This window comes from Nocardioides aequoreus (genome assembly GCF_000720335.1).
Taxonomy (GTDB): domain Bacteria; phylum Actinomycetota; class Actinomycetes; order Propionibacteriales; family Nocardioidaceae; genus Marmoricola; species Marmoricola aequoreus.
Window position 1 is genome coordinate 502,820 of the sequence record NZ_JOJN01000002.1, and the last position, 11,501, is coordinate 514,320.

14 protein-coding genes and 2 tRNA genes are annotated in these 11,501 nt (G+C 72.4%); 7 read left to right on the plus strand and 9 right to left on the minus strand.

The features are described 5' to 3' along the window. Positions 1-32 precede the first annotated feature (32 nt). Positions 33-112, minus strand: a tRNA-Thr gene (locus IG63_RS22550). Positions 113-191: 79 nt separating this feature from the next. Between IG63_RS22550 and IG63_RS0104960 the strand changes: the two genes are divergently transcribed. Continuing rightward, complete coding sequence (locus IG63_RS0104960; RefSeq protein ID WP_157210027.1) at positions 192-1,418, plus strand: tyrosine-type recombinase/integrase; 1,227 nt, start codon at positions 192-194, stop codon at positions 1,416-1,418. On the opposite strand, the gene IG63_RS21335 is transcribed toward IG63_RS0104960, so the two are convergent. Further along, on the minus strand, positions 1,383-1,799 hold the full coding sequence (locus IG63_RS21335) for an ImmA/IrrE family metallo-endopeptidase (protein WP_051706158.1): 417 nt from the start codon (positions 1,797-1,799) through the stop codon (positions 1,383-1,385). The two genes, IG63_RS0104960 and IG63_RS21335, sit on opposite strands and share 36 nt — an antisense overlap. A gap of 145 nt (positions 1,800-1,944) precedes the next feature. Between IG63_RS21335 and IG63_RS0104975 the strand changes: the two genes are divergently transcribed. From IG63_RS0104975 to IG63_RS0104985, 3 genes are all read left to right on the plus strand, one after another. After that, positions 1,945-2,895 carry a hypothetical protein gene (locus IG63_RS0104975; protein ID WP_030483277.1) on the plus strand — a complete coding sequence of 317 codons (951 nt, stop codon included), beginning with the start codon at positions 1,945-1,947 and terminating at the stop codon, positions 2,893-2,895. Between the two features lie 32 nt (positions 2,896-2,927). After that, a complete protein-coding gene (locus tag IG63_RS0104980) occupies positions 2,928-3,485 on the plus strand; it encodes a hypothetical protein (RefSeq protein ID WP_157210029.1) in 558 nt (185 codons plus the stop codon). Positions 3,486-3,716: 231 nt separating this feature from the next. Next, positions 3,717-4,343, plus strand: coding sequence for a hypothetical protein (locus IG63_RS0104985; RefSeq protein WP_157210030.1), 627 nt, complete (start codon positions 3,717-3,719; stop codon positions 4,341-4,343). Positions 4,344-4,610: 267 nt separating this feature from the next. Here the strand turns inward: IG63_RS0104985 and IG63_RS22015 are convergent, their stop codons facing one another. Continuing rightward, complete coding sequence (locus tag IG63_RS22015; RefSeq protein WP_211249192.1) at positions 4,611-4,988, minus strand: DUF2510 domain-containing protein; 378 nt, start codon at positions 4,986-4,988, stop codon at positions 4,611-4,613. Positions 4,989-5,038: 50 nt separating this feature from the next. On the opposite strand from IG63_RS22015, the gene IG63_RS0104995 reads away from it, so the two are divergent. Continuing rightward, a complete protein-coding gene (locus IG63_RS0104995) occupies positions 5,039-5,302 on the plus strand; it encodes a DUF3263 domain-containing protein (protein WP_036194410.1) in 264 nt (87 codons plus the stop codon). Between the two features lie 101 nt (positions 5,303-5,403). On the opposite strand, the gene IG63_RS0105000 is transcribed toward IG63_RS0104995, so the two are convergent. Further along, positions 5,404-5,476, minus strand: a tRNA-Thr gene (locus IG63_RS0105000). 110 nt (positions 5,477-5,586) lie between these two features. Between IG63_RS0105000 and IG63_RS0105005 the strand changes: the two genes are divergently transcribed. Further along, a complete protein-coding gene (locus IG63_RS0105005) occupies positions 5,587-5,877 on the plus strand; it encodes an ankyrin repeat domain-containing protein (RefSeq protein WP_157210031.1) in 291 nt (96 codons plus the stop codon). A gap of 6 nt (positions 5,878-5,883) precedes the next feature. Here the strand turns inward: IG63_RS0105005 and IG63_RS0105010 are convergent, their stop codons facing one another. From IG63_RS0105010 to IG63_RS0105030, 5 genes are all read right to left on the minus strand, one after another. Beyond that, complete coding sequence (locus IG63_RS0105010) at positions 5,884-7,494, minus strand: alpha/beta hydrolase (protein ID WP_051706257.1); 1,611 nt, start codon at positions 7,492-7,494, stop codon at positions 5,884-5,886. Between the two features lie 73 nt (positions 7,495-7,567). After that, complete coding sequence (locus IG63_RS0105015; protein ID WP_030483284.1) at positions 7,568-8,704, minus strand: DNA polymerase III subunit delta'; 1,137 nt, start codon at positions 8,702-8,704, stop codon at positions 7,568-7,570. Then, a complete protein-coding gene (tmk, locus tag IG63_RS0105020) occupies positions 8,701-9,348 on the minus strand; it encodes a dTMP kinase (protein ID WP_030483285.1) in 648 nt (215 codons plus the stop codon). The genes IG63_RS0105015 and tmk overlap by 4 nt, the downstream gene beginning before the upstream one ends. A 119-nt stretch (positions 9,349-9,467) precedes the next feature. Next, complete coding sequence (locus IG63_RS0105025) at positions 9,468-10,343, minus strand: ATP-grasp domain-containing protein (protein ID WP_030483286.1); 876 nt, start codon at positions 10,341-10,343, stop codon at positions 9,468-9,470. Further along, a complete protein-coding gene (locus IG63_RS0105030) occupies positions 10,340-11,071 on the minus strand; it encodes a hypothetical protein (protein ID WP_030483287.1) in 732 nt (243 codons plus the stop codon). The genes IG63_RS0105025 and IG63_RS0105030 overlap by 4 nt, the downstream gene beginning before the upstream one ends. Positions 11,072-11,183: 112 nt before the next feature. Here IG63_RS0105030 and IG63_RS0105035 point away from each other — a divergent pair, with 112 nt between their 5' ends. Next, complete coding sequence (locus tag IG63_RS0105035) at positions 11,184-11,501, plus strand: hypothetical protein (protein WP_157210032.1); 318 nt, start codon at positions 11,184-11,186, stop codon at positions 11,499-11,501.

Consider the following 11,501-nt stretch of genomic DNA (forward strand, 5'->3'; position numbering starts at 1 on the left):
GTCGGGAAAGCCAGCCGAGCTGATCTCAGTGGTGGAGCCGCCTGTCGGAATCGAACCGACGACCTTCTCATTACGAGAGAGACTCGGTTACGCTCATGGTACGCCGATTGGCCCTCTGACCTGCGGTTTCAGTACGATCGAAGCCGAGCCAGAGGGATCTAGTTGGCTACAAACATGGCTACATTGCGTGAGTGGGAGACGACGTGGCACGGCGGGATTACGGCAGCGGGAGCGTGTACCAGCGGGGCGACGGCCGTTGGATCGGCGCGCTGAGCGTGCAGAGCGTCGGGGGCGGCTCGCGCAAGCGCGTCACGGTCTCGGCCATGAGCGAGGCCGAGGTGAAGAAGAAGCTGCGGGACCGTCAGCGCCAGATCGACCGCGAGGGCGTGCCCACCGCCCGCGCAACCATGACCGTGGAGAAGTACGCCACGGCGTGGCTCGCGGCCCGCAAGAGCGCCGTGCGCGCGAAGCCCTGGGCCACCGACGCCTCGGCCGTGAAGCGCTGGATCGCTCCGACGATCGGCCGGCGCCGGCTCGAGCAGCTCACGCCCGCCGACGTGCGCGCCGTCGCGGCTGCCCAGCGCTCCGCGGGGCTGTCGAGCTCGACCGCCCGCCGCACCCACATGACCCTGACGTCGATGCTCAAGGCCGCGATGCTCGACGGCCACCAGGTGCCTGCCCGCGTGCTGCTCGTCGAGGCGCCCAGGACGGCCGTCAACGACCTCGACGCCATGCCCGAGGACCAGCTGGAGGCGGTGCTCCGCGTCGCCGGCGACCACCTGCCGCACTGGTCGCGCTGGCTCGTCCAGGTGCTCTACGGGCAGCGGCCCGCCGAGGTGCTCGGCCTGACCTGGTCCGCGCTCGACTTCGTCGCCAAGACCATCACCATCGAGTGGCAGCTGCAGGCTCTCCCCTACGTCGACCGGGCCGACAAGCGCCGCGGGTTCGTCGTGCCCGACGGCATGCGGGTGCGGCACCTGGTCGACGCCTGGCACCTGACGCCGCCGAAGACGAAGCGCGGGCTGCGCGTCGTGCCGATGCTCCCGGCCGTCGAGGCGGCGCTGCTGCAGTGGCGCGAGGTAGCGCCGGCCTCGCCGCACGACCTGGTCTGGCCGACGACGACCGGGCGACCCTTCAACGAGAAGCAGGACCTCGAGGAGTGGAAGGCCCTGCAGGGCACCGCCGAGGTGGGCCACCCCTCGGGGCGCTACTGGCGAATCTACGAGGCCCGCCACGCCTTCGCCACGCGGCTGCTCGAGGGCGGCGTCGACGAGCGCACCGTCACCGAGCTCATGGGCCACTCCTCGATCATCACCACCCACGGGTACCAGCACGTACGCCTGGAGCGCTCGCTCGAGGCGCTCACCCGGACGAACGCCGCGCTAGGAGTGCGAGACGTCGCTACGCGGGCTGACTAGGCGCCCGCGCGTCCACCACCACCTTCGCCACGCCTCGATGAGGCGCGGCGTCACCTCCAGGTGCAGGGCGAGCGCGGCCGGGTGGTGGCCCACCAGCGCTTCGGCGTCCGCGTACTCCTCGGGGGTCACGATCAACGCCGCGCCGTACTCCCACGCCCGTCGCTCGGCGGCCGGCGTCGAGCAGGTGTCACCGAAGCGCTCGTGGCCGAGCTCGTGGGCGAGCGTGGCGGTCGCCTGGGCGCGGGTGAGCCGGTCGTTGATCACGATGAGACGCGGGTGCCGATAGAAGCCTCGACGGTGCTCGCCGAGCGGCGCCCACTCGACGTCGAGCGCGAGGTCGGCGCAGTGTTGGTAGAGCAGGTGCAGGCGGTCCCGAGTCACTCCCCCGTCATGGCGTGTCCGGCTGCTCCTGTTCTCCGCTGATCGACCCCTCCTCGTCGTGGGCCGCACGCACCGTCCGACTCGGCCGAGACCTGGCCGACCACAACGCCGCCCACGGGCTGCTCCGCGCACGGGAGGTCATCGCGTGACGACCAAGCAGAACACCTTCGAGGGCCTCACCTCCGGCGCCGCCATCACCCCGGCCAACTCCGGCGGCGCGTCCGGCGACGCCTTCGACACCGTCACCGGCACCGTCGTCGCCCAGTCCTCCGCGGCACTGGCCAGCGGCCGCGGCCTCAGCGCCGCGATCGCCAGCGCCATGCTCTCCGCGGTCGCCTGGACCGTCTCCGGCGCCACCCAGTACGTCCGGATCTACTTCAAGACCGACACCGGGTCCACCACCCACAACAAGCGCATGGTCATCAACGGCACTCCCGGCTCAACCAGCCTCGGGTGGGACCTGCGCCAGATCGTCTCCACCGAGCGCGTCGGCATCGCGACCCGCAACACCACCCGCTTCGAGCTCGGACCCACCGGCGTCGCCTCCGGGACCCTGGCCCGCGACACCTGGTACCGCCTCGAGGCACGTATCGTCGCCGGCTCCTCCGGCACCATCGAGGCCCGGCTCTACGACCTCGCCGGCACCCTGCTCTCGCAGTCCTCGTGGACCGGGCAGGTCGACGCCGTCACCTCCATGCAGTACGGCGTCGCCAACGGCACCAACACCACCTCGGCCATCGCGCTGGACAACCTCGGCTGGTCCGACACCGACTGGCTCGGCCCGTACGTCGCCCCCGACCCGCCGGCCGCGGCCGGCACGCTGGCCCAGGCGATGCTCGTCGACTTCCGCAGCTCGACTCCCTCCGGGCGGACCTTCTCGATCACCCAGGACTCCGGCTCTACTGGCACCCCGGTGCCCATCGAGGCCGGACTGTGGGCCATCCCCCGCGCCACGACGGGAAACCGGGTCTACACCGTGACCGTGACCCACCCGTCCAACGGGCTCACCGACACCGAGCAGATCACCGTCCCGGCCGCCGAGGCCGCACCCGACACCATCGAGATCCTCACCCGAGACGGCACCGGCTGGGCCTAGCGCTGACCGCCGTGCGCGCCTAGCGTGCGCGGATGAGCGCCAACCCACCCGTCGTCTGTAGTCGCTGCGGACACGGTTACGTGCCTACGCAAGGTGTGATCAGCGCTCGTGAGAGCCAGAACATCACCTTCACGAACGTCATGGGGGTGGGCGGAAGCGGATGCCCCCGTTGCGGGGCCCCGGAACACCAAGTCGCCGACGGCACCTACGATTTCGGCGGCGAAGCCCCCGACGACTTCACACTGATCGCCGGCCCAAAGTGGACCTGGGAACTGGTTGAGCAGATCCGCGAGGGCCTACGGCGCGCCGCGCAGGACCGCACACGCGACCCCGTCGCAGCGGTGGCTGCCGTCAGCCCTGGACTCGCCACGGGTATCACAACGGCCGTAGAAGAGGGCCTCAATCGATCCGCGACGAAGGACAAGGCCAAGAATCGGCGCAAACTCGCATGGGCCACCATCGCGTTCTTGGCCAGCATGATGGCGACTGACTTCAGCGCCGTCGCGGACAACGCAGAACACGTCAGAGACGCTGTTGAGCACGTCCTGCGCTACGTAGCCGAGCACGGGAGCGTGCCACCGGCTTACTGACGTAGTAGACCGCCATCAGCCCGAAGGCCAGCTGCCCGAACCACGCTCCTGAGATCGCGAACGACACCGCCAAGAGGGCGAAGACCACAGCCGTCGCGGCGTCGCTCCCGGCCTCGGTCACTCTCCGAGTCTAGGCCGTCGACTCGCCCCCGTCACCGCCCCACAGGGCTGGTGGCGGGGGCGTTCTTGTACGCCTCGGGGTCAGCGAACCGCCGTGGTTGGATCACCAGGGTGTGGTGGTCCGAGCTCATCTTCTTGCTGGTTGGCGTCGTTCTAGGCGTCGCGGGCCAGTCCTTCGCGGCCAGGCCGTCGCTGCGCCTCTGCGGCGGCGAGGGGGCCTACGCCCGCGCTGGAGACCTCGTCGAAGTCGAAGTCACCAACACCCCCGGTCGGGTCGGCATCCGTATCCCGACTATCGAGTGGCGCGGCCGAATCCTCATGTACGAGCGGTTCTACGGGGTCGCGGCCGAGCGCCACTACGTGACCCTCTACTCCAAGATGCACATCCCGGGTGTCTCGAAGTCGTTCTCCAAGACCGGACTGCTCTTCGGCGACCAGCACCCCAGCCAGCAGCCCGGCAAGGACGCCCTGAGACGCCTAGAGGCTGGGGAGATCGCGCGCCTGGTGCTCTACCGCGGCGTGCCACGCGGCGCCATGATCATCGACAGCGAAGGCAACCCTAGGCAAGGGATCCCCGTGGACTACATCGACCACATCGATGCCCCCGCCGAGTTCGATGTCACTATCCACGACGCCGACACCCAGCGCGTCCTCCTGCGCATTCGCTGCACGCTCGACGTATCGCCAGGCATGGACCTCGTCCGCTCCGTGCGTCGATGGAGCAGGTCTGCCAGATAGCCCTGAGCGCCGAAGGCTTCGGGGTGCCCCCACACTGGAGCGGTGACTGCGCAGGCGTACCCCCGTGGCCAGGAGCCCGACGTCGAGGTGCTGCTCGACGACGACACCTGGGTGCAGGGCGAGGCCACCATGCGCGAGCAGCGCGAGGACGGCTGGTGGTACCGCTGCCGGTGGCGCCGCGGTCCCGCGACCGGCACCCACACCGACTGGTTCAGCCCCGGCCCTCGTCCGCGAGGACACCGTCGACCGGTCCTACGGCCGCCGGGCCTAAACCCAGTTGAAGAGGAAGAACCAGCCAGCAGCTGCGACGATGGACAGGCCGATGATGGTCCCGGCGGCGTTCGACTTGCCCACGAGCACGCACCCGATGATGAAGCCGATGATCGGCAGCAGGATCGCGGTGACGTAACCGATGGACTCGAGGTTGTTGTAGTCGGCCGGAGGAGCCTGGTGGGGCATCGGCGCCCGCTGATCCGTCCAGCGTTGGCCATCCCAGTAGCGCAACGTGCCGGGCTGCTCCGGGTCCGGGTACCACTGCGGCGGGGGCGGACCGCTCACCGGAGGCGTCGCCGGCGCGGCCTCGCTTCGGTCCCAGGGACGCTTGCTGAAGTCATCTCCGATGCGGCGCGGCATGCGGCGCGGCATGCGGCGAGGGTACGCCGTGACCTCGACACTCGTCAGCGCGTTGTCCAGCCGTGCCCGATCACCAGGACCTGACCGAGCAGCAGCGCACCATCCTCGACTTCGAGGCTCAGCGGCCGATGTGGAAGCACGTCGGCGCCAAAGAGGCGACCATCCGCGAGGAGCTCGGGCTCAGCGCCCCGCGCTACCACCAGATCCTCAACGCACTGCTCGACCACCCGGCCGCCGCGGCGTACGCCCCTCAGACCGTGAGCCGGCTTCGGCGGCTGCGCGCCCGCCGGAAGGCGCAGCGTGCGCCCTCTCGCGACGAGTCCTGAGCGACTTGGCTACACACATGGCTACACCGACCACATCAGCCCGACACAACGAAAGCGCCCCTCACCGGCATTAGTGCTGGTGAGGGGCGCTTCTCGGCGTGAGCCGCCTGTCGGAATCGAACCGACGACCTTCTCATTACGAGTGAGACGCTCTACCGACTGAGCTAAGGCGGCGCAATGCCCGGCCGGGAGCCGGGCACGCCGGACGAGTATAGGTGGGCGGCGGCCGGTGGCACCAACCGGTGCGAGGCGTCCCTGCCAGACTGCCGCCGTGCGAGGCGACGATGTCGGCGGGTGACTGGAAGGACATGTTCGGCGCGGCCTGCCGCGGCGACCTCGAGCTGGTGCGGCACCACCTCGAGCAGGGGGTCGACCCCGACCACGTGCACCCGGAGGTGCAGTCGACGGCGCTGGTCGCGAGCATCCTGGCCGGCCACCAGGACGTCGCCCTGCTGCTGCTCGACCACGGCGCCGACCCGGGTCTGGTCTCGCCGCTCGAGGCGCAGACTCCTGCCGAGGCGGCGAGGGAGCGCGGCCTGGACGCGCTCGCCGGCGACCTGCTCAGCCGGGCCTGAGCCCGCTCAGCACTCCAGGCCGTCACGGGGGACGGTGCCGTCGACGAGGTAGCCGACCACGGCCTGGTCGACGCACTCGTTGCCCTGGTTGAAGCCGGTGTGGCCGTCGCCGTCACGCGAGACGAGCACGCCGGACTCCAGCTCCTGGGCCAGCTGCTGGGCCCAGACGTACGGCGTCGCCGGGTCGCGGGTGGTGCCGACCACGACGATCGGGGCGGCGCGCTCGGCGCGCACGTCGTCCTTCTCCCGCGGCTCGAAGAGCGGCCAGGAGCCGCAGCCTGCGAGACCGTAGGCGAAGAGGCGACCGAAGACCGGCGAGGCGTCCTCGAACTCGGCGAAGCGCGAGGGCACGTCCTCGAGCGGGAGCGAGGAGGTCGCGTCGAGGCAGTTGACGGCGTAGAGCGCCTCGGTCTGGTTGGTGCGGTAGCCGTCGTCGCCGCGCTGGGCGTACTGCTCGGAGAGGTCGAGCAGCGCGCTGCCGTCACCGTCGAGCGCCTTGGTGAGGGCGTCGGTGAGCAGCGGCCAGTACTCCTTGACGTAGAGCGGCATGAAGATGCCGTAGACCCCGAGGCCCTCCGTCAGCTCGCGGTCGGAGCCGGTCGGCAGCGGCTCGGCGTCGAGCCGGTCGAGCAGGTCGGCGATGGTCTGCTGGGCCTCGGCGAGGCTGTCGCCGAGCACGCAGTCGCCCTGCGCGAGGCAGTCCTCGATGTAGGCGTCGAGCGCGGTCTGGAAGCCCCGGGCCTGGTCGAGCGTGCGCTGCTCGTCGGAGATGTTCTGCGCCACGGCGCCGTCGAGCACCATCCGGCCGACGTGGTCGGGGAAGAGGTCGGCGTACGTCGCCCCCAGCGTCGTGCCGTAGGAGTAGCCCAGGTAGTCGAGCTCGGGCTCGCCCAGCGCGGCGCGCAGCACGTCCATGTCCTTGGCGACCTCGACGGTCGAGACGTGGGAGGCGAGGTCGCCGCTCCGCTCGATGCAGGACTCGCCGTAGGCCCGCGCGATCTCGTCGAGCTCGCGCACCTCCGCGGGGGTGTCGGGGTCGGGATCGGTGGCGAGGAACGCGTCGGTCTCCTCGGTGGTGCCGCACTCCAGCGGGGTGCTGGCCGCCACCCCCCGTGGGTCGAAGCCGACGATGTCGTAGCGGCGCGCGACCGCGGTGCCGACCGCCAGCGAGCCGGCCTGGGCGAGCTGGATGCCCGAGCCGCCGGGGCCACCGGGGTTGACCACCAGCTGGCCCACCCGGTTGGCGCGGTCGCGGGCCGGGACCCGCAGCACCGCGACCTCGATGGTCTCGCCGTCGGGCTCGGCGTAGTCGAGCGGCACGGCGAGCTCGGCGCACTCGTTGCGGCCGCAGTCGCGCCAGTCGAGCTCCTGGTCGTAGTAGCGCGCCAGCTCGGCCGGCGTGGCCGGCAGCTCACCGGTGGGCGCCGGCGGCGGGGGCAGCTCCCGCGCCGAGGGGCCGGACCCACCGCTCTCGTCGTCGGCGACGAGCCGCCAGGTGACCAGGCCACCGGCGGCGACGAGGACCAGCCCCACGACGACGGTGAGCACGACCGCGACCACGACGCGGCTGTTGCGGCGCTGCGGCGGCAGCGGGGAGGGGGGTCCGGGCGTCGCCATGCCCACACCCTAGAGAGCGGCCGGGAGGCCGGCCCGCGGCCTCCACAGGCGCGAGGTCGTCAGCGACCGCGCCTCACCACTGGCACAGCGCGACCATCAGCGACTCCAGCGCCAGCAGCGGCGGGACGTTGAACTCCAGCATCTGCTCGCGCGCCTCGAAGACCGCCTCGATGCGCCGCAGCGTCTGCTCCGCGGTGGTCGCGCCCGCGATCCGGTCGACGTCGCCGCGCAGCTCGGCGTTGACCAGCTCGGCGCTGGTGCCGAGCTGCACCATCAGCACGTCGCGGTAGACCGAGACGAGGTCCATCAGTCCCCGGTCGACGACGTCGAGGATCCGACGCTTGGCCCGGGTCTTCTGCGACTTCTCCATCTCGCGCAGGGCCGGGGCGTACTCCCGCGGTCGACGACCGCGCTCCACGACCCCGTAGGCCCGGTCGAGCTCGGACTTCTCCCGGGCGTCGTGCTCAGAGGTCTGCGCCGTCGCCTCCTCCTGGGCCAGGGCGTGCAGGTCGGCCGCGGCCGTCATGCAGGCGCCGAGGCTGGTCAGCCGCGCCGGGATGCCGACCACCTCGACCCGGCGCCGGCGGGTGTCCTCGTCGCGGGCGAGCGCCCGCGCGCGGCCGATGTGGCCCTGGCTGGCGCGGGCGGCGTACGACGCGGCCTCGGGCGCGACGCCGTCGCGACTGGTCAGGAAGGCGGCGACCGCCTCGGTCGACGGGGTGGCCAGCACGACGGGCCGGGTGCGCGAGCGGATCGTGGGCAGCACGTCCTCGGCCGTCGGGGCGCACAGCAGCCACACGGTGCGCTCGGTGGGCTCCTCGATCGCCTTGAGCAGCGCGTTGGCCGCCTGGTCGGTGAGCCGGTCGGCGTCCTCGACGACCATCACCTGCCAGCGGCGTCCGGCCGGCGCCAGCGCGGAGGTGCGGACCAGCTCGCGGACCTCGTCGACGCCGATGGAGAGCTTCTCGGTGCGGGTGACGCCCACGTCGGGGTGCGAGCCCACCTCGACCTGGTGGCAGGAGTCGCAGTGACCGCAGCCGCCGTCGGGGCACTGCAGCGCCGCGGCGAAGGCGAGCGCGGCGTTGGAGCGGCCCGAGCCCGGCGGCCCGGTGAAGAGCCAGGCATGGGTCATGTCGCCCGCCACCGCGCGCTGCAGCCGCTCGACGACCGGGGCCTGCCCCACCAGCCCGTCCCAAACCGCCGCGGTCATCGCGCACGCTCGGGGAGCAGCGCCGCGACCCGGGACCAGACCTGCTCGCCGACCGCGTCGGGGGCGGCGGTGGCGTCGACGACGAGGTAGCGCTGCGGGTCGGCCGCGGCGAGGCGCAGGAACTCCTGGCGGACCCGCAGGTGGAAGTCGGCGCCCTCGCTCTCGATGCGGTCACGCCCCTCGAAGCGGCCCATGCCGCGCACCGGGTCGAGGTCGAGCAGGACGGTCAGGTGCGGGCGCAGGTCGCCCGTCGCCCACCGGGCGACCCAGGCGAGCTCGTCGCGATCGAGCGTGCGCCCGGCACCCTGGTAGGCCAGGGTCGAGTCGACGTAGCGGTCGGTCACCACCACGGCGCCACGCTCGAGGGCCGGGAGCACCACGCGCTCGACGTGCTCGGCCTTGTCGGCGGCGTAGAGCAACGCCTCGGTGCGGTCGGCCATCGCGCCGGTCGCGGGGTCGAGCAGCAGCTCGCGCACGCGCGCCCCGACCAGCGTGTCGCCGGGCTCGCGGGTCAGCAGCACCTCGTGCCCCTCGGCCTCCAGGCGGCGGGCGAGCAGCCTCGCCTGGGTCGACTTGCCGGCCCCCTCGCCGCCCTCCAGGCAGACGAAGAGCCCGCACTCGGCGTACACACCCTGGAACGGCACGACGTCACCCTAGGCCGCGCGGACGACAGCCGGCTGCGGGGTGCGCGCTGCCTGGTCGGTGGGTCGCGCTTTTCGCGCGAGAGGCGCCCCACCCGGCCGGCTCCTCGTGCGAAGAGCCGTCAGGCCAGCCGCGCCACCACCACGTCGGCGAGCCGATCGGCGGATCCGGGAGCGGTGTCGAGGAAGAGCGAGGGCTCGGCGAGCTCGACCTCGAGCACGAGCGGGCCGTCGGGGGTGGGCAGCAGGTCGACGCGGGCGTACGCCGTGGGGCCGAGGCCGGCGACGACCTCCATCGCCCGGGCGGCCACCCGCAGCTCCTCGGCGGAGGGCTCGCGAGCGCTGATCTCCTCCTCGGCGAAGAGCCCGTCGACCGGTCCGGCGCCCCGCTGCAGCAGCGGCCCCTTGCGGATGGCGTGCGACACCTCGCCGCCTAGCAGCACCACCGCGGTCTCGCCCGCGGTGTCGACCTCCGGCAGGTAGGGCTGCACCAGCACGCTGCGGCCCTGCGCCTGCAGCGAGCGCACGTGGGCGAGCGAGCGCTGGGCGTCGTCGTCGCCCAGCCGGATCGTCGAGCGGGACCCGGCCGAGACGGCCGGCTTCACGACGTGCTCGACCTCGAGCCAGCGGTGGTCGGGCGCGTCGTCGGGCGCGAGGAAGAGCGACGGCACCACGGGGACTCCCGCGGCCGCGAGCTCGTCGAGGTAGTGCTTGTCGGTGGTCCAGCGCAGGTGGGCCAGGGAGTTCTGCAGCCGCGTCAGCGAGGCGACGCGCGCCGCCCAGTCGAGGAACTCCGCCACCCGCTCGGCGTAGTCCCAGGTCGAGCGCACCACCACCAGGTCGTACGCCGCCCAGTCCTCCGCCTCGTCGTCCCAGACGGCCGGGTGCGCGTCGACGCCGCGCTCCCGCAGCGCTGCGAGCAGCAGCCGTCCCTCGTCGTCGAGGTCGGGCACCTCGCCCGCCGTCGCCAGCGCGACGCGAGGCGTGGGGGCGCTCACCGGTCCCACCCCCGCCCGTGGCCGCGGCCGGGCTGGTCGGGCAGCCGCGGCACGGCGCCGTACCTGCGCCAGACCTCGGCGGGGACGGCGCGCCACGGTGCGGCCGCCCGCTCGAGCTCCTCCAGCATGCCGTCGTCGCCGGCCCAGAAGCGCCACTTCGTCACGCGCACCAGCCACCCCGGCTGGAGGACCCAGGCACCGACGTCGATGCGGTCCAGCTCCGCGCGCACCTCCGGCGTGAGCAGGCTGCGCGCGAGGTCGGCGTCGCCCAGCAGCTGCCAGCGCGCGTCGAAGCGACGGTCGCCCACCTCGACGTCGGCGAGCCCGTCGGCCGACGCCCCGCGGCCCACCTTGTGGTCGCCGCGGACGACCGAGAGGTGCGGCAGCGCCGTCGCGCAGCGCAGCGCGACCATGTTGTAGCGCTCGATGTCTCCTCCCGGCTCGCCACGACCCGACTCGGTCTGGCTCCACCGCAGGCTCATGAACTCCACGCCGTCGACCTCGCCGACGACGATGTCGTTGACCTTGCCCGGCTGCGACGCGACCACGAAGGGCCAGCCGCCCCACCCGCCCATGACGTCGGCCCCGTCCGGCAGCCGCCGCCAGCCCCGCTCCTCGATGCGCGAGGCGCCCGCTCGCTGGCGTCGCACCGAGCGGACGACGACGACCACGGCCGCCAGCACGAGCAGCAGACACAGCGAACCGAAGACGATCCCGGGAAGCGGCACGCGGCGACGTTAGCGGACCCAGCCGTCGGGTGGCCGGATCCGTCCGTCTCGATGACAGGGGAGCCGATCTCGCCTAGCCTCGCTCTGGACTCATCGGGGGGTTGATGCAGCAGTGTCGGGTTACGAGGTCGTCCAGGCAGACTTGCGGGCCGCCGGCCAGCAGATCGAGGCAGCGGGCACGGGGGTGAAGGGCGCCGACCCCAGCGGTCGCGTCGGCGAGATCAGTGCGGCGATGCCGGGGAGCCAGAGCGCGGGTGCCGCCACCAGCCTCTCCTCGACCTGGCGCACGCGCTTCGACACCTGGGCCGAGGACGCCGAGGGCCAGGCCACCCGGCTGCGCGACGCCGCCACCGAGTACGACAACTCCGACTACCTGGCCGACCAGCGGTTGCGGATCCTGATGCACCGCACCGGCGAGACGGCGTACTGA